At 57.9% G+C, this 18,128-nt stretch carries 16 protein-coding genes; 8 read left to right on the top strand and 8 right to left on the bottom strand.

Features of this window, described 5'->3' with window-relative positions; genetic code table 11:
- The first annotated feature begins 373 nt into the window (after nt 1-373).
- The gene (locus SHIM_RS00205) at nt 374-739 is read left to right on the top strand and encodes a hypothetical protein (RefSeq protein WP_054000612.1); all 366 of its coding nucleotides are present in this window, start codon (nt 374-376) and stop codon (nt 737-739) included.
- A 77-nt stretch (nt 740-816) separates the two neighbouring features.
- Here SHIM_RS00205 and SHIM_RS00200 read toward each other — a convergent pair whose 3' ends face one another.
- Genes SHIM_RS00200 through SHIM_RS00180 form a run of 5 tightly spaced genes read right to left on the bottom strand, consistent with a single transcriptional unit; the run spans nt 817 to nt 5,878 of the window.
- A complete protein-coding gene (locus SHIM_RS00200) occupies nt 817-1,896 on the bottom strand; it encodes a BMP family ABC transporter substrate-binding protein (protein ID WP_054000611.1) in 1,080 nt (359 codons plus the stop codon).
- A gap of 43 nt (nt 1,897-1,939) precedes the next feature.
- On the bottom strand, nt 1,940-2,860 hold the full coding sequence (locus SHIM_RS00195) for an ABC transporter permease (protein ID WP_054000610.1): 921 nt from the start codon (nt 2,858-2,860) through the stop codon (nt 1,940-1,942).
- Nucleotides 2,860-3,255: a hypothetical protein gene (locus SHIM_RS00190; protein WP_054000609.1), complete on the bottom strand. Its 396-nt coding sequence runs from the start codon at nt 3,253-3,255 to the stop codon at nt 2,860-2,862. Before SHIM_RS00190 ends, SHIM_RS00195 begins: the two co-directional genes overlap by 1 nt.
- Complete coding sequence (locus SHIM_RS00185) at nt 3,255-4,334, bottom strand: ABC transporter permease (protein ID WP_054000608.1); 1,080 nt, start codon at nt 4,332-4,334, stop codon at nt 3,255-3,257. Before SHIM_RS00185 ends, SHIM_RS00190 begins: the two co-directional genes overlap by 1 nt.
- The gene (locus SHIM_RS00180) at nt 4,331-5,878 is read right to left on the bottom strand and encodes an ABC transporter ATP-binding protein (protein ID WP_054000607.1); all 1,548 of its coding nucleotides are present in this window, start codon (nt 5,876-5,878) and stop codon (nt 4,331-4,333) included. Before SHIM_RS00180 ends, SHIM_RS00185 begins: the two co-directional genes overlap by 4 nt.
- A 525-nt stretch (nt 5,879-6,403) precedes the next feature.
- Between SHIM_RS00180 and dnaE the strand changes: the two genes are divergently transcribed.
- The gene (gene dnaE / locus SHIM_RS00175; RefSeq protein WP_054000606.1) at nt 6,404-9,925 is read left to right on the top strand and encodes a DNA polymerase III subunit alpha; all 3,522 of its coding nucleotides are present in this window, start codon (nt 6,404-6,406) and stop codon (nt 9,923-9,925) included.
- Between the two features lie 173 nt (nt 9,926-10,098).
- Here dnaE and SHIM_RS00170 read toward each other — a convergent pair whose 3' ends face one another.
- Together SHIM_RS00170 and SHIM_RS00165 are read right to left on the bottom strand one after the other, a co-directional pair.
- The gene (locus SHIM_RS00170) at nt 10,099-10,464 is read right to left on the bottom strand and encodes a hypothetical protein (protein WP_152926345.1); all 366 of its coding nucleotides are present in this window, start codon (nt 10,462-10,464) and stop codon (nt 10,099-10,101) included.
- Entirely contained in the window at nt 10,421-10,615 is a 195-nt protein-coding gene (locus SHIM_RS00165; RefSeq protein WP_054000604.1) for a SlyX family protein, read from the bottom strand. Before SHIM_RS00165 ends, SHIM_RS00170 begins: the two co-directional genes overlap by 44 nt.
- A gap of 102 nt (nt 10,616-10,717) precedes the next feature.
- Between SHIM_RS00165 and SHIM_RS00160 the strand changes: the two genes are divergently transcribed.
- Nucleotides 10,718-11,521, top strand: coding sequence for a crotonase/enoyl-CoA hydratase family protein (locus SHIM_RS00160; RefSeq protein WP_054000603.1), 804 nt, complete (start codon nt 10,718-10,720; stop codon nt 11,519-11,521).
- A 14-nt stretch (nt 11,522-11,535) separates the two neighbouring features.
- Here the strand turns inward: SHIM_RS00160 and SHIM_RS00155 are convergent, their stop codons facing one another.
- Nucleotides 11,536-12,003: a helix-turn-helix domain-containing protein gene (locus SHIM_RS00155; RefSeq protein ID WP_193749832.1), complete on the bottom strand. Its 468-nt coding sequence runs from the start codon at nt 12,001-12,003 to the stop codon at nt 11,536-11,538.
- 167 nt (nt 12,004-12,170) lie between these two features.
- On the opposite strand from SHIM_RS00155, the gene SHIM_RS00150 reads away from it, so the two are divergent.
- From SHIM_RS00150 to hisG, 5 genes are all read left to right on the top strand, one after another.
- Complete coding sequence (locus tag SHIM_RS00150) at nt 12,171-12,866, top strand: YqiJ family protein (protein ID WP_054000601.1); 696 nt, start codon at nt 12,171-12,173, stop codon at nt 12,864-12,866.
- Between the two features lie 51 nt (nt 12,867-12,917).
- Entirely contained in the window at nt 12,918-14,609 is a 1,692-nt protein-coding gene (locus SHIM_RS00145; RefSeq protein WP_054000600.1) for a flotillin family protein, read from the top strand.
- Nucleotides 14,610-14,778: 169 nt separating this feature from the next.
- A complete protein-coding gene (hisS, locus tag SHIM_RS00140; protein WP_054000599.1) occupies nt 14,779-16,281 on the top strand; it encodes a histidine--tRNA ligase in 1,503 nt (500 codons plus the stop codon).
- Nucleotides 16,281-17,366: an ATP phosphoribosyltransferase regulatory subunit gene (locus SHIM_RS00135; protein ID WP_054000598.1), complete on the top strand. Its 1,086-nt coding sequence runs from the start codon at nt 16,281-16,283 to the stop codon at nt 17,364-17,366. Before hisS ends, SHIM_RS00135 begins: the two co-directional genes overlap by 1 nt.
- Complete coding sequence (gene hisG, locus SHIM_RS00130; protein ID WP_054000597.1) at nt 17,363-18,061, top strand: ATP phosphoribosyltransferase; 699 nt, start codon at nt 17,363-17,365, stop codon at nt 18,059-18,061. Before SHIM_RS00135 ends, hisG begins: the two co-directional genes overlap by 4 nt.
- Nucleotides 18,062-18,128 lie beyond the last annotated feature (67 nt).

Below are 18,128 nucleotides of genomic sequence, written 5' to 3'. Positions count from 1 at the left end.
GTTCAACGGGCGGGGGAAGAGGGTTTAATCTTCGGGGATTTTCATGTTTCGGTCCGCGGCCCGCGTAATACAGGATCGGTGCAAATTTGGCCGTGTGCGCGGCCTTGGTTTTGACCAAAGTGCGGTATCGGGAGTCTATTTCACCGTGTAAGATGCGGATTTGCACAGGACCGGGTAGGTAAGTTCCAGTTTTTGTTGTGCCAGCAAAGCCGCGCCAAAACACCCGACAAAGTGTGACAACGGGTCTTTGTTGCTAGCAGTGTCGCCGTCGCGTGTCAGTTCAGAGTGAGTGTGGGGAAAGCCGGTCAGGGTTGCTTGGCGTGTGCTGTAACACTATTGATCTAAATACGTAATTATTGATTTAGGTGATGATATGAAGAATTTTCTAAATACCGTTGGCGCAGCTTTTTTTGGGACGGTTTTGATGACGTCAGGCGCCCTTGCGGGCACGTTTGGACAGCAAGCGGTTCTGTCCACACTGCAATCCGGTAAACTCCAGTTTGATGCGGGTTCGGTGGCGAGTTTTGGCGGTGGTGGGGATGCAGGTGGCAGCTTCACGTTCAACCACGGAAGCTCACGCGAGAAGGGCACTTATAGCGTGGCGGAAAACGGAGTTGTGACCTGCTACAAAAAGAACGGCAAACCCTACTATTCTTTTGTTGTTGAGGAAGGCAATGGCGTGAAGTCTATCCGCTATGTGAGTGGTCGCAATAAGGGGAAGAGTTTCTCTTTTAAGTAACCCTTAAGACAAGCAGCCACACAAAGAAAAAGGCCCGCCGTTTGGCGGGCCTTTCGTGTCTCTCGGATCGCTTAAGATCAGTTCGGGATCTGAGCGGTCAGACCTTCGAGGTAGAAGTTCATGCCTGCCAGACCGTCGTCACCGAAGTCAGGAGCAGTTTCGCCTTCGGCCAACCATGCGGAACCGTCCTGCTTGTTAAGCGGGCCGGTGAAAGCGTGGTAGGAACCGTCGGCCAGTGCCGCAACCATTTCCATTGCAGAAGCTTTGATGTCAGCTGGAACTGCGTCGGAGATTTCACCGATGCCAACCATGCCAGCGCCGATGCCGTCCCAAGTGGAAACCGATTCCCATGTGCCGTCCATGACAGCTTGGGTACGGGCCACGTAGTAAGGTGCCCAGTCGTCAATGATGGAGGACACGCGTGGGAACGGAGCATATTCGCCCATGTCAGACGCCTGACCAAATGTCACAACGTTGCCAGCGGCCTGAGCGGCGGCTTGAGGTGCGGTGGAGTCGGTGTGCTGCAGGATCACGTCGGCGCCTTGCTCGATCAGCGCTTTGGCAGCGTCAGCTTCTTTGGCCGGATCAAACCAAGTGTAGGCCCAGATGATCGAGAACTCGACGTCGGGGTTCACTTTCTTGGCGTGGATGTACGCGGAGTTGATGCCACGGATAACTTCGGGGATCGGGAAAGACGCGATGTAGCCGATTTTGTTGGTCTTGGTCATCTGGCCCGCGATGTGGCCTTGAACTGCACGGCCTTCGTAGAAGCGTGCGGAGTAGACGGACACATTGTCAGCTTGCTTGTAGCCGGTCGCGTGCTCGAACTTCACGTTCGGGAACTTTTTGGCGACGTTGATGGTCGGGTCCATGTAGCCAAAAGAGGTGGTGAAAATCAGGTCAGCGCCTTGCAGGGCCATCTGGGTGATCACGCGCTCGGCGTCGGCGCCTTCTGGAACGCTTTCAACAAAGGTGGTTTCGACTTTGTCGCCAAAGGCAGCTTCGACAGCCTGACGGCCTTTGTCGTGCTCGTAGGTCCAGCCGCCGTCGCCCACTGGGCCAACGTAGACAAAGCCCACTTTGGTGGTGTCGGCCATGGCGGTGGTCGCCAGACCCAGCGCCACTGCGGCGCTTGTGAACAGTTTGGTCAGTTTCATTTTGGGTAATCCCCCTATTGGTAGCAGTTTTTTATTGTGTGCCTCATTGCGAGGCGTGGAATGTGCGGCCAAGCGCGGCGGGCGCCCTGCTTTTGTCAGCCGACATGATAACCAGAACGAGGATGGTTATCAGATACGGTGACATTGCCAAGTATTCGACCGGTATGGCAATGCCTGCTGCCTGCAAATTGAGCTGTAAGACGTTGATGCCGCCAAAAAGATAGGCGCCAAGCAGGACGCGCCAGGGTTTCCAGCTGGCGAAGACCACCAAAGCGAGGGCGATCCAGCCGATTCCCGCGGTCATGCCTTCGGTCCATTGCGGCACGCGAATAAGGCTGATGTAGGCACCGCCAAGACCGGCACAGGCCCCGCCGAACATGATCGCAAGGATGCGCACGCGGATCACGTTGTAGCCAAGCGCGTGTGCGGCGTCGTGGCTTTCGCCCACGGCGCGCAAGATCAGACCGGCGCGGGATTTCTTGAGAAACCAATAAACGGCCGCCGTCAGCGCTATACCGAAGTAAAGCACGGGGTCGTGTGAGAACAGGATCGGGCCAAGCACTGGGATGTCGGACAGGATGGGCAGATCAAGTTTGGCCATCGCGGGCGGCTTGATGCCCACATAGGAGCGGCCCATGAGAGCGGAGAGGCCGAGGCCAAAGAGGGTCAGGGCGAGGCCGGATGCGACTTGGTTGGCGAGCGCAAATTGGGTCAGGAATGCGAAAAGCAGCGACAGTACTGCGCCTGCAACCATCGCGGCGATGAGGCCAAGCATCGGGGATGTGGTTTCTACCGAGATGGCGAAACCTGCGATCGCGCCGATGATCATCATGCCCTCGACACCCAGGTTCAGCACGCCCGAGCGTTCCACGATGAGTTCACCGACAGCGGCGAGCAGGAGGGGCGTGGCTGCGACCATAAGGGAAGCGATCAGCAGGACGGGGTTGATTGCGGAAAGGTCCATTAGAAGGCTCCTCCGAAGAAATTTGTGTAGAAGGCGCGGGCTGTTGCCCCAATCATACCGAGAGTGAAGCCGATCTTGGAGAGCTCGGCGACCAGCTTTTTCTTGGATTTTTCATTAGCTCGATGGCTTTCACAAAGCGCCGCGTTTTCGGAGTTGGAAGTCTCCTCGCGTTTGCGTTGCTCAGTCCAGCGACGCAGGAATAAACCGAGAAATGCCGCAGGGATGGCCGACAGCCCAAAAAAAATCGCAAGACAAACGAGCAAGAGTAACGCGTTGAAGCTGCTTGCTCCAAGAAAGAGCCACGTCCAGAACCACCCCACCAAGAGCCAAAAGCAATACGAGCTGCCGCAGACAAGGATGTCCCTTGGACTGAATTTCACTTCCTGCGCGAGCATCACGCCGCCCCCCGCTTCTTAAGCACCACGCGGTAGTTGGTGAGCAGGTCCAGAGCCAGCAGGAAGAAGAGCAACATGCCTTGGAAGACTTGAATGGCCGCAGAAGGCAGACCGAGGTTGCCTTGGGCTAGGTCGCCGCCAACATAGGTCAGGGCCATTAGAAGCGCTGCGAGCAAGATGCCGACGGGGTGCAAGCGACCAAGGAAGGCGACGATGATGGCGGTGAACCCATAACCGGACGCGAAGTCGATGTTGATCTGACCAGAAGGGCCGGAGACCTCGAACAGGCCAGCGAGGCCCGCCAGCGCGCCGGAGGTGCCGAGGCAGAACAGGATCAGGCGGGTGGGGTTCACACCGGCAAAGCGGGCTGCGTGTGGTGAATCGCCGGTCAGGCGGATGTTGAAGCCAAGGATGTGTCGGTTCAGCAGCACGTACGCGAAGATTACTGCGATAAAGGCGAATGCCATGCCCCAGTGCAGGCCTGCGGCTTCGTTGATCCAGCTGTTGGCGGCGGGGTAGTCCGAGAAGTTGCGAGAACCCGGAAAGCCCATGCCTTCGGGATTGCGCAACAGGCCCAGCGACATGGAGGCGAGGAATTGCTCGGCCACATAGACCAGCATCAGCGAAACAAGGATTTCGTTGGTGCCGAAGCGGGTTTTGAGGATCGCGGGGATCATGCCCCATGCCCATCCGCCCATGGCGCCAGCGACGATCATCAAAGGGAAAATCAGGCGGCTTTCGGTGGGATAAAAGGCGAGGCCAACCGCAGCGCCACAAATGGCGCCCATGATGTATTGGCCTTCGGCGCCGATGTTCCAGATGCCCGCCTTGAACCCAAGCGACAAGCCAATCGCGATCAGCACCAATGGCGCGGCTTTGACCAGAAGCTGGGGGCGGTAGTAGAAGGCGAATTCGCCAAAGACCGGATCCCAAAAGATGGTGCGGATTGCCTCAAACGGGTTTTCGCCCAGCGCGGCAAACAGCAGGCCGCCGGCGATCATGGTGATCAAGACGGCAATCAACGGGGTCGCGAGAGACAGGGCGCGCGACGGCGTGGGGCGTTTCTGAAGCGCGATCATGCGCTTGCTCCTTCTTGCTTTTGATCTCCGACGCTGGCGACTTCCATGCCATGTGCGCCGCCCATCATCAGGCCGATCTCGTCAACCGTCAGGCCCGCAGCGGGGCGGATGTCTGAGAGGCGTCCTTCGTTCAACGCGCCAAAGCGGTCAGAGATTTCCATAAGTTCGTCAAGGTCTTGGCTGATCACCACGATCGCGGCACCTTCGGCGGCAAGATCAAGCAAGGACTGGCGGATGGCCGCAGCGGCGGCTGCATCCACGCCCCATGTGGGTTGATTGACCACCAACACTTCGGGACGTTGCAGCACCTCGCGACCGATCACGAATTTCTGCAGGTTGCCGCCTGACAAGGCACGAGCTGCGACGTGAGTTCCCGGGGTGCGGACATCGAATTTTTCGATGATGGATTTGGCGAAATTGTTGGCGGCGGTCCAATTTACGAAGCCGCGGTTGGTGAGACCCTCGCGGATCGCGCCGGTCAGGAGCGCGTTCTCGGTCAGGGTCATGTCAGGCGCGGCGGCGTGGCCGAGGCGTTCTTCGGGGGCGGCGAGGATGCCGCGCTCGCGTCGGGCGTTGGGGCCGAGATTTGCCACATCCTGACCTTTGACTTTGACCGCATCCGGCCATGTCAGGGATTCACCAGACAAGGCGGCGAGCAATTCGTCCTGACCGTTTCCGGCAACGCCGCCAATGCCAAGGATTTCGCCGGCGCGGACAGTGAAGTGCACGTTCTTGAGTGTGGTGCCAAAGGGGTTTGTCGGTTCAAGCGTGAGACCGGAGACGTCCAGCACCACGTCGCCGGCTTTCTCGGTGCTGCGAGTCGGCGTTTGCAGCGTGTCACCGACCATCATTTCCGCCATGTCGCGGGCTGAGGTCTCGGCTGGGACGCATTCTCCGACGTTTTTTCCCAGACGCAGGATGGTGGCGTGGTCGCAGAGTTTGCGGATCTCTTCGAGCTTGTGTGAGATGTAAAGAATTGAGGTGCCTTCGGCGCGCAACTTGTTCAAAGTTTTGAAGAGGATATCGACTTCTTGCGGGGTCAGAACCGAGGTTGGCTCGTCCATGATCAGCAATTTGGGATCTTGCAGCAGGCAGCGAATGATTTCGACGCGTTGGCGTTCTCCTGCGGACAGGTCTCCGACGGTGCGGTTGGGATCAAGTGGCAGGCCATAGGTTTCGGACACGCGGCGGATCTGGCGGGCGAGGTCGCGCATGGGCGGAGGGTTTTCCATGCCGAGCGCGACGTTCTCAGAAACCTTGAGGGCGTCAAACAGCGAGAAGTGTTGAAACACCATAGCGACGCCAGACGCGCGGGCGGTTTTGGGATCTGAGGGCGTGAAGGCTTTGCCCTGCCACACCATCTGGCCGCTGTCGGGTTTCACGAGGCCGTAGATCATCTTGACCAAGGTTGATTTGCCGGCGCCGTTTTCCCCCAAAAGTGCGTGAACTTCGGATGGGCCGATGTCAAATGAGACGTCGTCATTGGCGACCACACCCGGATAGGCTTTGGTCAGTCCCTTGATCGACAAGAGCGGTGTGGTCATGTGGTCCCCCTGCGAGCCGTGAGCGTGGCGGCTTTGGTTGCCCCTAGGCATGGCTGTGCCACTTTCTTGAGCGCATTCACCCTAGGGAGCGTCATGGCGTTCCTGCAAGATAAACTTGGCGAAGGAAAGGGGGATGTTGCGGACAGGTCGTGTGGCCGTCGGCGTGCCGAGGTATGCAAAACAAGGGGTTATGGGGGGGTGGGCATGTATCATTATCAATGAAGTGTTGAAAGTCTTGCAGAGTTTACGAGTGGAGTTGTGCATAATATTTAGGCCAAATACCGTTGGCGCCAGCGGATTCCAGCATTTCCGCCTGCCGTTAATCACGCGCAAGTAGGTGTTGGACTGGTCGCGTGCGGGAAGCGTTATTGTGTGAGTTCGAATTTCATCCAGCAAGGAGGCTTACCTCCCTGCGTAGGCGGCGCATTCAAATGCAAGGCTTTTAGAAGAACAAAAAAGCGGGTTGTTGCGGTTTGCGGTGAATGGGACGTTTCCTCGCCACGTGGGCTGCGTTAGCTTGGGTCCATGAGTAGCCAACCCCGATTCATTCATCTCCGCGTTCACACCGAGTATTCCCTTTTGGAAGGGGCTGTTCGGGTTAAAAAATTGCCCGGCATGTGTGCCGATATGGGCATGCCAGCGGTGGCAATCACCGACACCAACAGCCTTTTTGCGGCGCTTGAATTCTCGGTCGGTGCGCAAGGGGCGGGTATTCAGCCGATTGTGGGCTGTCAGGTGTCTGTGAAGATGCCACATGACGATCCGTCGGGGCGCACGGCGGCACCTGCGCCCGCGCCGGTGGTGCTGTTAAGCCAACGGGAAGAAGGCTATGAGAACCTGATGAAGTTGAGTTCGTGTCTTTATGTGGACAAGGATGGGGGTGAGTTGCCGCAGGTCACAATCGAGCAGCTCGAGGCGCATAGCGCAGGGCTGATTTGTTTGACGGGCGGGCCGGAGGGGCCGGTTGGACGCCTGTTGCAACTTGGGCAACGTCCGGCTGCAGAAGAGATGATGGCGCGGTTCAAAGCGGTCTATGGCGACCGATTGTATGTTGAAATGCAGCGCCATCCGGGGGAGGCGGGGCAGCCTGAGGCCGAGCGGCTGACAGAGCGTGGATTTGTCGAGATGGCCTATGCAATGGACGTTCCGCTTGTGGCCACCAACGACGTCTACTTCCCTAAAACGGAGATGTATGAGGCGCATGACGCGCTGATCTGTATTTCCGAAGGTGCGTATGTTGATCAGCAGGATGGGCGACGCAGGTTGACGGCGCAGCACTATTTTAAATCGCCAGAAGAGATGGTGACGCTGTTTGCGGATCTGCCGGAGGCGATTGAGAATACGGTGGAAATCGCCAAACGGTGTGCTTTCGCAACGTATCGCCGTGACCCGATCCTGCCGAAATTTGCAGATGATGAGGTCGCCGAACTGCGCAGGATTGCGAACGAAGGGCTGCAGGACCGTTTGGCGGTGATCCCGCATGCGGTGAGCATTGAAGCCTATCAGGAACGGCTTGATTTCGAGCTGGATATTATCGAAGGCATGGGGTTTCCCGGCTACTTTCTGATCGTTGCGGACTTTATCCAATGGGGCAAAGATCAAGATATTCCGGTGGGGCCGGGACGGGGGTCTGGTGCGGGGTCGTTGGTGGCCTATGCGCTGACGATCACCGACCTTGATCCACTGCGGTACAACTTGCTGTTTGAGCGGTTTTTGAATCCTGAACGTGTGTCGATGCCTGACTTTGACATCGATTTTTGCATGGATCGCCGCGAAGAAGTGATCCGCTATGTGCAGGAGAAATACGGGCGCGACAAAGTTGGGCAAATCATTACCTTTGGTGCGCTTTTGTCCAAAGCGGCTGTGCGTGACATCGGGCGGGTTTTGCAGATGCCTTATGGGCAGGTAGACCGGCTGAGTAAGCTGATCCCTGTCGAGGGCGTGAAGCCCATGTCGATTGTCGATTCGCTTAAAGAAGAGCCGCGTTTGCGGGAAGAGGCGCGCAACGAGGAAGTGGTTGACCGTCTACTGAAGTACGGGATGCAGGTGGAAGGGTTGCTGCGGAATGCATCGACCCACGCGGCGGGTGTCGTGATCGGGGACCGTCCCCTGGATGCCTTGGTGCCGCTCTATCAGGATCCGCGTTCGGACATGCCGGCGACCCAGTTCAATATGAAATGGGTAGAGCAGGCCGGGCTGGTGAAGTTCGACTTCTTGGGTCTGAAGACGCTGACGGTTATTCAGAACGCGATTGAGCAGATCCACAGCACCGGACGGCCGTTGCATGTGGCCGCCGATGGTACAGAGTTGTATCAGCCCGCCGATGGGGCCGAGAACCAGATCAACGCCATTCCGCTGGATGATGATCCGACCTACAAGCTGTATTCCAGCGCCAAGACGGTCGCGGTGTTTCAGGTGGAATCCACGGGCATGATGGATGCGCTTAAGCGCATGAAGCCCAACTGTATTGAGGACATTGTTGCGCTTGTGGCGCTCTATCGTCCGGGCCCGATGGAGAACATTCCAACCTATTGCGAAGTAAAAAACGGACTGCGAGAGATCGAATCTGTGCACCCTTTGATCGATCATATTCTTGAGGAAACTCAGGGTATTATCGTTTATCAGGAACAGGTTATGCAGATCGCGCAGGTCATGGCAGGGTATTCGCTTGGCGGTGCGGATTTGTTGCGTCGTGCGATGGGTAAGAAGATCAAAGAGGCAATGGACGCCGAGCGCCCGAAGTTCGAAAAAGGCGCTGCCGAAAACGGCGTTCCGGCCAAGAAGGCGAGCGAGGTTTTCGACCTTCTGGAGAAATTTGCCAACTACGGATTCAACAAATCGCACGCGGCGGCCTATGCGGTGGTCAGCTATCAGACGGCATGGCTCAAGGCGAACCATCCAGTAGAATTCATGGCTGGTGTGATGAACTGCGATATCCATCTGACGGACAAGTTGGCGGTCTATTTTGAAGAGGTCAAAAAGGCGCTGAAGCTGCCATATGTGCCGCCTTGCGTGAACCGCTCGGATGCGACCTTCAAAGTGGTCGACGGGGCGTTGGTTTATGCGCTGGGTGCGTTGAAAAACGTCGGCATCGAAGCGATGAAGCTGGTGACCGAGGGCCGTAAAACCGACGGAGGCGAAAAGCCGTTTGCAACGCTGTTTGATTTTGCGCGGCGGGTGGATTTGAAGAAGGTCGGCAAGCGACCGTTGGAGATGCTGGCGCGGTCCGGCGCGTTTGATCAGCTGGACAACAACCGGCGCCGCGTGATGGAGAGCCTTGATGGCCTGGTGAATTACTCGGCCGCGATCCATGAGCAAAAAACCAGCGACCAGGTGTCGCTTTTTGGTGAGGCTGGTGATGATTTGCCGGAGCCGCGCTTGTCACCCGTTGGCGATTGGTTGGCTGCGGAGAAGTTGGATGAGGAAGCCCGCGCGATCGGCTTCTTCCTGTCGGGGCATCCGTTGGAAGACTATATGCCCGCGTTGAAACGCAAGCAGGTTTTGACGTTGGACGAATTGACCGACAAGGCGCGGGGCGGGGCATGTGTTGCCAAGCTCGCGGGGCGTGTTTCTGGGCGGCAGGAACGCAAATCAGCCAAGGGCAACCGGTTTGCCTTTGCGCAGTTGTCCGACCCAACCGGCGCATATGAGGTTACAATTTTTTCCGACACGTTGGAGAAGTGCCGCGAGTATCTTGAGACAGGCTCCAAGGTTGTGGTCACCGTCAAGGCGGAGATGGAAAGCGATCAGTTGAAACTTTTGGCGCAGTCGATGACGCCAGTGGACACGATTGTTGCGGATGCGGGCAATTCGGGGCTGAAAATCTATCTCGACGACAGTTCCGCCGTGGTGCCGGTCGCGAACATTTTGCAGGGCGCCAAAGAGGCCAGCCCCAAGGCACCCAAGGGGCCGGTGGTTTTCTGCCTCAGCAATATGGAACTACCGGGCGAAGTTGAGATTGATACGGGCGCGGGGTTCCCAGTGAACCCGCAGATCAAGGGCGCGCTGAAGGCAATTGATGGCGTGATGGCGGTCGAGGAGTTCTGAGGCGCAATCTTTTGCGGCGGGGGGCAGAATGATGACGTGCCGTGTTAGTCTTTTGGAGCGCGTCGAAAGCGGCCTTGAAGCCAGGCAGCGCGCAGGCCAAATTCCCCGAAAGAAACGACTGAGAGTGCGACGACGTCCCGAAAATCGAGGGCTGTTAAGCGCAACAATGTAAGTCAGCCTACTTTTCCGTCGGCGTAGATGGAAAAGACACCGAAGAGTGCGATGAAAGATACTGTCAAGAAGACGGCAAACACCTTGACGAAGTAGCGGACGTCTACATGGAAAAACAAGACAAACAAGGTGACGCCAAAAACATTAAGGCAGGCCAGCAAAGCTCGAGCAACCAATCGAACAGTGCTTTCATCTGAGTTGTAGAAACACAGAAACGCAACCAGATTGACCGCGCGGAAACCGAAAATCACTGTGGCTATCTGGTTGTCGACGGGGTCGCTTTTTGGCTCAGGTATGCGACCGCTCCGCGACGTCAGGCTGCGCTCAGTAATGCGGCGGGCGTTCGTCGCCCATGACCACGGCGCCATCTGCGCCTGCCTCGCGGCCAGCTTCTCGTTCCATCAGCATTTGCACACGTCGGGTTAGCAGGGCGATTTCGGTGTCTTGGCGTGCGACCACGTCGCTCATTTCTTCGATGGTACGCATGAGGTGGGCAATCTGTTCTTCGAGTTTTTCCATAGGTGCCAAATAGGGCGTCGGGCGCGGGCGCGTCAAGCGACGTGGGGTTTTTCTTGTTCCGAAGGCCGCCGCCTGATCGGATCGGGGGCGGGAGGATCAGTGATGACAGTGACCATTCGGGATGAGGGACGTGTGCGGGTTGTGGAGATCACTCGGCCACAGGCGCGCAATGCGGTTGATCCGAACACAGCGCGGGCGTTGTTTGACGCCTTCATGGCATTTGAGATGGACGACGCGTCGGACGTGGCAGTGTTGACCGGTGCGGGCGGGTATTTTTGCGCGGGTTTTGATTTGAAGGCTGCGGCAGAGGGAGGCGGGGCGGACTGGATCAGTGACGTGCAACTCCCGGACGAGTGGAAGGATGCGCGGGCGCAGCCGATCGCGGGGCCGATGGGGCCGTCGCGACTGATGCTGTCAAAGCCTGTGATTGCTGCGATCGAGGGGCCTGCAGTGGCAGGCGGCATTGAGCTTGCGGCGTGGTGCGACATGCGGGTTGTGGCCGAAGGCGCCACGTTGGGTGTGTTTTGTCGCCGCTGGGGGGTGCCGTTGATTGACGGGGGCACAGTGCGGCTGCCGCGGATTGTCGGGCAGGGGCGGGCCAATGACCTGATCCTGACCGGACGTGGCATTGGGGCCGCAGAAGCGGCGCAAATGGGGTTGGCCGATCGGGTTTGTGCGCAAGGTACGGCGCTTGAGGCGGCAATGGGATTGGCGCACTCTTTGGTCGGCTTTCCACAAAGGTGCATGCGGGCGGATTTTCTATCGGCGCGTCTGTCCGGCGCAGATCTGGCATCGGCGTTGCGGCGGGAGTGGGCGTCGTTTTCAGCTTTCGCAGGTGAAGGTGCCGCGGGTGCCGCACGGTTCGCGTCCGGTAAAGGGCGCGGCGGGGATTTTGAGAATATCTGACGTGGCGCGATTGCTCAGGTCGCGTCTGGGCCATCAACCCTGAGCGCCCAGAAATCGGCGGGCATGTCATGCATTAGCTCGGCGGTTTTGTCGTCGAGCCAGTCTTCTTGCTCGTCGGGCGACCACAGTTGGAAATCTGTCTCAAGTCTGGCCAGGTGAGCCGCCACCGCTTGCGCCTGACGCAATTTCAGCTTTTCAACCGGTTCCTTGGGCACGATGGCATAGACAAATTGGCCGCCCATGGCTTCTGCCAGCTTTTGCATTTGCTTGAGAGACACGGCGCCCTCTTTCTCACTGCGCTCGGCCTGATAGACGGCGTTGCGGCTGACGCCTTTGCGTTGGGCCACATGTTCGGCGGACATGCCAAGCGCGCGACGCATGGTCAATATCCAGCCGCCTTCGGGAACCGGCCAATCCTCGGCCCGTTGCGAGGCGTGGTCCAGAAACCGCGCCAGCCGTCTGCGTTTTATGAAATCTCCCACGGTGTGTTTCGATCCTTTGCCACAACCCATGTTGATGTCGAATCTAGCATAGAATGTATGTAAAACTTTTGCAAATTAAACAGGGATACCTTTAAATTCACTTTATAGTTGCATATATATAATTCAACTAAAGCAAGAAAGTGGGAATTTATTGATGAGGGATGTAGATGTTTGAAACGTTTCTTGACCCACAGTCTCTGCCGTTTTCCATTGCGTTGACGGTGGTGGCTGTCCTGTTTTTGCTGGAAATTCTCAGCTCGGTTCTGGGGTTTTCCGTTTTGGGGGCCGGTGCTGAAGGCGCGGAAGTGGATCTGGACGTTGATGCGGACTTTGATCTGTCGACGGGGTTGGACATCGACCTTGATGCTGGCGGCTTGGACATGGATGGTCCTGACGTGGCCGACGCACCGGAGTCTCCTGCGGGATTGCTGGGTTGGTTGGGCGTGCGCGGTGTGCCGTTCCTGATCTGGTTTGTCTCTTTCTTTACGATGTTCGGCCTGATGGGGCTGACATTGCAGGCGGGGTTGACCTCTGTGATCGGCAAGGCGTTGCCCGCGCTGGCGTCAGCAGCTTTGGTCGTTGTCCCAGCGCTTGCGGTGACGCGCGTCATTTCCAATTGGGTGGCTCTGTTGATGCCCAAAACCGAATCCACGGCGCTGCGGTCGCGCCATCTTGGCGGCTATAGCGGCACGATCACGCAAGGACGTGCGTCGCGCGGCAAGCCGGCCGAGGTCAAAATCAAGGACCGCTTTGGCAATACGCACTATCTGCGCGTGGAGCCGTTGGAGGATGACGCCCTCTTTGAAAAAGGACAGGACGTCACCGTCATTCGTAAGCGCGGCGATCAGTTCTTTGTGATCTGAGCCGCAAGCGCGCATTCGAAAATTCAAAATTCAAAAATCTGAGGAGTTAGTATGATTTTTACACCTATTCTTTTGGTTGCCACGATCCTTGTGGCGCTGTTGTTGTTCATCGGTCTGATCATGGCGCGACTGTATAAACGCGCGACCCGCGAGACGTCGTTGGTGAAAACCGGCAGCGGCGGACGCAAGGTTGTCATGGACGGAGGCACAATTGTGGTGCCGTTCCTGCATGAAATTTCTGAAGTGAACATGAAAACCCTGCGCCTTGAAGTGAGCCGGGTGAACGACCAGTCGCTGATCACCAAAGACCGCATGCGCGTCGATGTTGGTGTTGAGTTTTATGTGTCGGTGAACGCCACAGAAGATGGCATTTCACGTGCGGCCCAGACGCTGGGTGATCGTACTTTCAATGTGGACCAGTTGCGCGAGATGATTGAAGGCAAACTGGTGGACGGTTTGCGCGCGGTTGCCGCACAGATGACCATGGACGAGCTGCATGAAAACCGCGCGAGCTTTGTTCAGGAAGTTCAGAATGCTATTTCCGAGGATCTGCTGAAAAACGGTCTGGAGCTTGAAGCTGTGTCTTTGACGGCGCTCGACCAGACCCCGTTTGAAAGCCTGGATGAGAATAACGCGTTTAATGCTGTAGGCATGCAGAAGCTGGCGGCCGTAATTGCAACATCGCGCAAGAACCGTGCGGAAATTTTGGCGGATGCTGACGTGTCGGTCGCGCGGTCCGAGATGGAAGCGGAGAAGCGCAAGTATGAGATTGACCGTGAGCAGAAAGAGGCCTCGATCAATCAGGTGCGCGAAATTCAGATGATGCAAGCGGCGCAAGAAGCAGAGATTGCGCAGAAACAGGAAGAATCCGACATGGCCAAAGAACGGGCGCGGATTGAACGGGAGCGGGCTGTGCGGGCCTCGGAGATTGAGCGTGAGCGCACCATTCGCGAAAGCGAGATCGCCAAGGAGCGCGAGCTTGAGGTCGCGGATCAGGAACGTCAGATTATCGTGGCGCGCAAATCCGAGGAAGAAAGTCAGGCACGAGCGTCTGCCGATGTCGCGCGGGCTGAGGCCAAAAAAGCCAGCGAGGCAATTGAAACCGCCCGTGCCGTGGCCGAGGCAGAACGTCAAAAGCAGATTGCGTTGATTGAGGCGCAGAAAGAAGCGGAGCGTCAGGCGACTGCGATCCGTTTGGCCGCGGAGGCCGAGAAAGACGCAGCAAGCGATCGGGCAGCAGCGCGCATGGAAGAGGCGCAGGCGGATGCGGATGCGTTGAAAGTGCGTGCGGATGCGAAGAAGGCAGACTTGCTGGCGACAGCTGAAGGACAGACTGCGATTGCGAACTCTGAAAATGAGCTGAGCAAGGAAATCATCGAGATGAAGCTGCGTCTGGCGATGCTGGAGGCAATGCCAAGGATCGTCGAGCAGATGGTGAAACCGGCGGAGAAGATCGACAGTATCAAGATCCATCAGGTGACGGGTATGAATGCGGCGTCCGGGGCTGGTTCCGGCGAAAACGGCACGCCGGTCAATCAGGCGTTGGATTCGGTGCTTGGCATGGCGTTGCAAATGCCAGCGATGCAGGCGCTGGGCAAAGAACTGGGCATCAGTCTTGAGAACGGTGTGGCCGGTGTGACCGACGGGCTGGTGAAACAGTCGGGCACCGTCAAGCCAGCGGCAGTAGTTGAGGTCGCTGAGGGTGCGATTGCAGAGCCTGTAACCGAAGAAACGCTGCAATAGGGCCATATGATTGAGTGACGGGAGGCCCCTGCGGTTGTGGGGGCCTTTTGGTGGGAGCAAAGCGCGCGCCGAGATCGGGACAGGCTGGTTTGTCATAAAGCCTTTCCTTGCTCCTGTGCGCCCCATTCGATAAAGGCACAGGCGTAATAATTTTTCAGGGACCATAGCGATGGCCAAGCAGAAAAAAGCCCCCCGCCCCAAGGCGATCACGCCGAAGGGCTTTCGCGACTATTTCGGTGTCGAGGTGTCAGAGCGCGCCGAGATGCTGCATCAGATCGCCGGGGTTTATCATCGCTATGGGTTTGAAGCGCTTGAGAGCAGCGCGGTCGAGACCGTTGAGGCGCTTGGTAAGTTTTTGCCGGATGTGGATCGGCCCAATGAGGGCGTGTTTGCGTGGCAGGAATTTGACGACAAGGATCAGGGCGAGTGGATGGCGCTGCGCTATGATCTGACAGCCCCTTTGGCGCGGGTTTATGCGCAACACCGCAATGATTTGCCCAACCCCTATCGCCGCTATGCGATGGGGTCGGTGTGGCGCAATGAAAAGCCCGGCCCAGGCCGGTATCGTCAGTTTTATCAATGTGATGCGGACACTGTGGGCACAGCCAGCATGGCGGCGGATGCGGAAATTTGCGCGATGCTGTCGGACACGCTGGAGACTGTTGGCATTCCGCGCGGCGATTATCTTGTGCGGGTCAACAACCGCAAAGTTATGAATGGCGTGTTGGAAGTCATGGGGCTTGGTGAAGATCAGGCCGCGAAAGACAACGTGCTGCGCACCATCGACAAGTTCGACAAAGTGGGCGAGCGCGGTGTGCGCGAGCTGTTGGGCAAGGGACGTTTGGATGCGTCGGGCGCCTATATCGACGGCGTTGGGCTGTCAGATGACCAGATTGAGCCGGTGATTGCGTTTTTGACCTCTAAGGCGGATGACGTGAGCAAAACATTTGAAAACCTGCGCGCGGCGGTTGGCGCGTCAGCCGTGGGTGCCGAAGGGATTTCTGAGCTTGTGCAGATCGGGGACCTTTTGGCCGCAGGTGGCTATGGCAGCGACCGGATTGAGATTGATCCGAGCATTGTGCGCGGCCTTGGCTATTACACCGGGCCGGTGTTTGAGGCCGAGCTGACCTTTGACATCTTGGATGACAAGGGGCGCAAACGGCAGTTTGGCTCTGTTTCTGGTGGTGGTCGCTATGATGATCTGGTGAAGCGCTTCACCGGTCAGGCCGTGCCTGCGACGGGGCTCTCGATTGGGGTGGATCGTTTGCTGGCGGCGTTGCGCGAGAAAGGCCGCATGGGGGGCGCATCGGTTGGCCCCGTTGTGGTCACCGTGATGGATCGCGACCGCATGGCGGATTATCAAGCCATGGTGGCGGAGCTGCGCAACGCAGGCATTCGTGCGGAGATGTATCTCGGCAATCCCAAGAACTTTGGCAATCAGCTAAAATACGCGGACAAGCGCAACTCTCCTGTAGCTGTGATCGAAGGCGGCGACGAGAAAGATCGCGGTGTCGTGCAGGTCAAAGACCTGATTTTGGGCGCGAAGATTGCCGAAAGTGCTACCCACGAAGAGTGGAAAGAACGCCCGAGCCAGTTTGAAATTGGCCGTGGTGATCTTGTAGCGAAAGTGCGTGAAATTATGGCCAGCCACACTGACGGGCAGGCGGACTGATGAGCCAGAAAGCAGTGATCAAGGCGCGGGCAGCTGAGCTGAGCGCGCAGTTTCAGGCGGCGGGTGCGGTGCCGGTGGAGACGCCAGTTCTGTTGCCGGCGGAGGTCATGTTGGACCTTTATGGCGAGGACGTTCGCGGACGGGCTTATGTGACCAGCGATGCCTTGCGCGGTGAGCAGATGCTGCGGCCGGATTTCACGGTGCCAGTGGTGCAGATGCACATGGCGCATGGTGCGGAGCCAGCACGTTATACCTATGCAGGCGAAGTGTTTCGGCGTCAGGAAGATGATGCCGCGCGGGCCAATGAATACCTGCAGGTCGGCTATGAGGTCTTTGACCGCGAAAATCCGGCGGCAAGTGATGCCGAAGTGTTTGCGGTGGTGCAAGCCGCGCTGGGCGATGTGCCCGTTCGGGCTGCGACCGGTGACATTGGCATTCTGGCGGCGGCTGTGGCCGGTTTGGACACCACCGAGCGGCGCAAAAAGGCGCTGGCGCGTCACATCTGGCGGCCACGGCGGTTCAAAGCGCTGTTGGACCGGTTTGCCGGTCGCACAGAAATGCCCTCCAGCCGTGTGAAATTGTTGGCGGCAGAATATCCGCTGGAGCACGGGTTTCCGGACATCGGTTTGCGGACGCAGGACGATGTGGCGGCTCGGATCGACTGGCTGCGTGAAGACGCCGAGATGCCAGCGATTTCCGCGATGCAGGTCGAGCTGATCGAGGCGCTGTTGAATGTGCGCGAAACGCTGCCCAATGCGCTGGAGCACATTCGTGATTTGGCAGTGGATATGCCTGCGATCTCGGAGGCGTCGTTTCGTCTACGCGATCGGATTGCAGCGATGGATGCCCGTGGCGTGGATGTCGAGAACCTCGATTTCGAGGCGTCCTATGGGCGGACGTCGATGGAGTATTACGACGGCTTTGTGTTCGGCTTTTATGCTGAAGGGCGCGCGGACCTGCCGCCGGTGGCCACTGGCGGGCGGTATGACGCATTGACGCAAGTGCTTGGGCAAGGGCGGGAAATTCCGGCGGTGGGCGGTGTCGTGCGTCCCGGAATTCTGGTCGATCTGGAGGACAAGGCATGAGCATCAAGCTGGGCGTGCCGTCCAAAGGGCGGTTGATGGAGAAGACGTTCGACTGGTTTGGCGCGCGTGGTGTGAGCCTGAGCCGGACGGGGTCGGATCGGGAATATGCTGGCGCAGTTGACGGCGTCGACGGTGTGGAGCTGGTTCTGTTGAGTGCGGGCGAGATCCCGCGTGAACTGGCGGCCGGGCGTATCCATCTGGGTGTTACAGGCACGGATTTGATCCGCGAAAAGCTGGGCCAATGGGAGCAGCAGGTTCAGGAAATGGCAGAACTTGGCTTTGGTCAGGCGGACTTGATCATTGCTGTGCCGGGGTGCTGGGTCGACGTGGAAACGCTGGATGATCTGGACGCGGCAGCGGCGGATTTCCGTGCGCGGCATGGATTTAGGATGCGGATCGCAACGAAGTATCACAGGCTGGTGCGGGAATACCTGATGGATGCGGGTGTGGCCGACTATCAGTTGGTGGACAGTCAGGGTGCAACCGAAGGTACCGTGAAGAATCTAACGGCTGAGGCGATTGCCGATATCACGACAACGGGTGACACACTGCGGGCCAACCACCTGAAGATTTTGAGCGATGCCATGGTGTTGCAGTCGCAGGCGACGTTGTTCCGCAGTCGCGTGGCCGAGATGTCGGACGAAGACCGTGCCGCTATGGCGGTATTGATGGCGACGTTGCAATTGGGCGACTAACCTTTTACGCGAGCCAGTGTTGGATTGGAAAGAGGCGCGGCCCATACGGGCTTTTGTTTTTGGCGCT

The organism is Shimia sp. SK013 (assembly GCF_001292625.1).
Lineage (GTDB): Bacteria > Pseudomonadota > Alphaproteobacteria > Rhodobacterales > Rhodobacteraceae > Shimia.
This window is presented reverse-complemented; position numbering and strand designations above follow the sequence as displayed.

Excerpts from the sequence above, each read along its gene's own strand:
- SHIM_RS00205 (WP_054000612.1), top strand. The coding sequence starts at position 374 with ATGAAGAATTTTCTAAATACCGTTGGCGCAGCTTTTTTTGGGACGGTT.
- SHIM_RS00200 (WP_054000611.1), bottom strand. The coding sequence starts at position 1,896 with ATGAAACTGACCAAACTGTTCACAAGCGCCGCAGTGGCGCTGGGTCTG.
- SHIM_RS00195 (WP_054000610.1), bottom strand. The coding sequence starts at position 2,860 with ATGGACCTTTCCGCAATCAACCCCGTCCTGCTGATCGCTTCCCTTATG.
- SHIM_RS00190 (WP_054000609.1), bottom strand. The coding sequence starts at position 3,255 with ATGCTCGCGCAGGAAGTGAAATTCAGTCCAAGGGACATCCTTGTCTGC.
- SHIM_RS00185 (WP_054000608.1), bottom strand. The coding sequence starts at position 4,334 with ATGATCGCGCTTCAGAAACGCCCCACGCCGTCGCGCGCCCTGTCTCTC.
- SHIM_RS00180 (WP_054000607.1), bottom strand. The coding sequence starts at position 5,878 with ATGACCACACCGCTCTTGTCGATCAAGGGACTGACCAAAGCCTATCCG.
- dnaE (WP_054000606.1), top strand. The coding sequence starts at position 6,404 with ATGAGTAGCCAACCCCGATTCATTCATCTCCGCGTTCACACCGAGTAT.
- SHIM_RS00170 (WP_152926345.1), bottom strand. The coding sequence starts at position 10,464 with ATGGCGCCGTGGTCATGGGCGACGAACGCCCGCCGCATTACTGAGCGC.
- SHIM_RS00165 (WP_054000604.1), bottom strand. The coding sequence starts at position 10,615 with ATGGAAAAACTCGAAGAACAGATTGCCCACCTCATGCGTACCATCGAA.
- SHIM_RS00160 (WP_054000603.1), top strand. The coding sequence starts at position 10,718 with ATGACAGTGACCATTCGGGATGAGGGACGTGTGCGGGTTGTGGAGATC.
- SHIM_RS00150 (WP_054000601.1), top strand. The coding sequence starts at position 12,171 with ATGTTTGAAACGTTTCTTGACCCACAGTCTCTGCCGTTTTCCATTGCG.
- SHIM_RS00145 (WP_054000600.1), top strand. The coding sequence starts at position 12,918 with ATGATTTTTACACCTATTCTTTTGGTTGCCACGATCCTTGTGGCGCTG.
- hisS (WP_054000599.1), top strand. The coding sequence starts at position 14,779 with ATGGCCAAGCAGAAAAAAGCCCCCCGCCCCAAGGCGATCACGCCGAAG.
- SHIM_RS00135 (WP_054000598.1), top strand. The coding sequence starts at position 16,281 with ATGAGCCAGAAAGCAGTGATCAAGGCGCGGGCAGCTGAGCTGAGCGCG.
- hisG (WP_054000597.1), top strand. The coding sequence starts at position 17,363 with ATGAGCATCAAGCTGGGCGTGCCGTCCAAAGGGCGGTTGATGGAGAAG.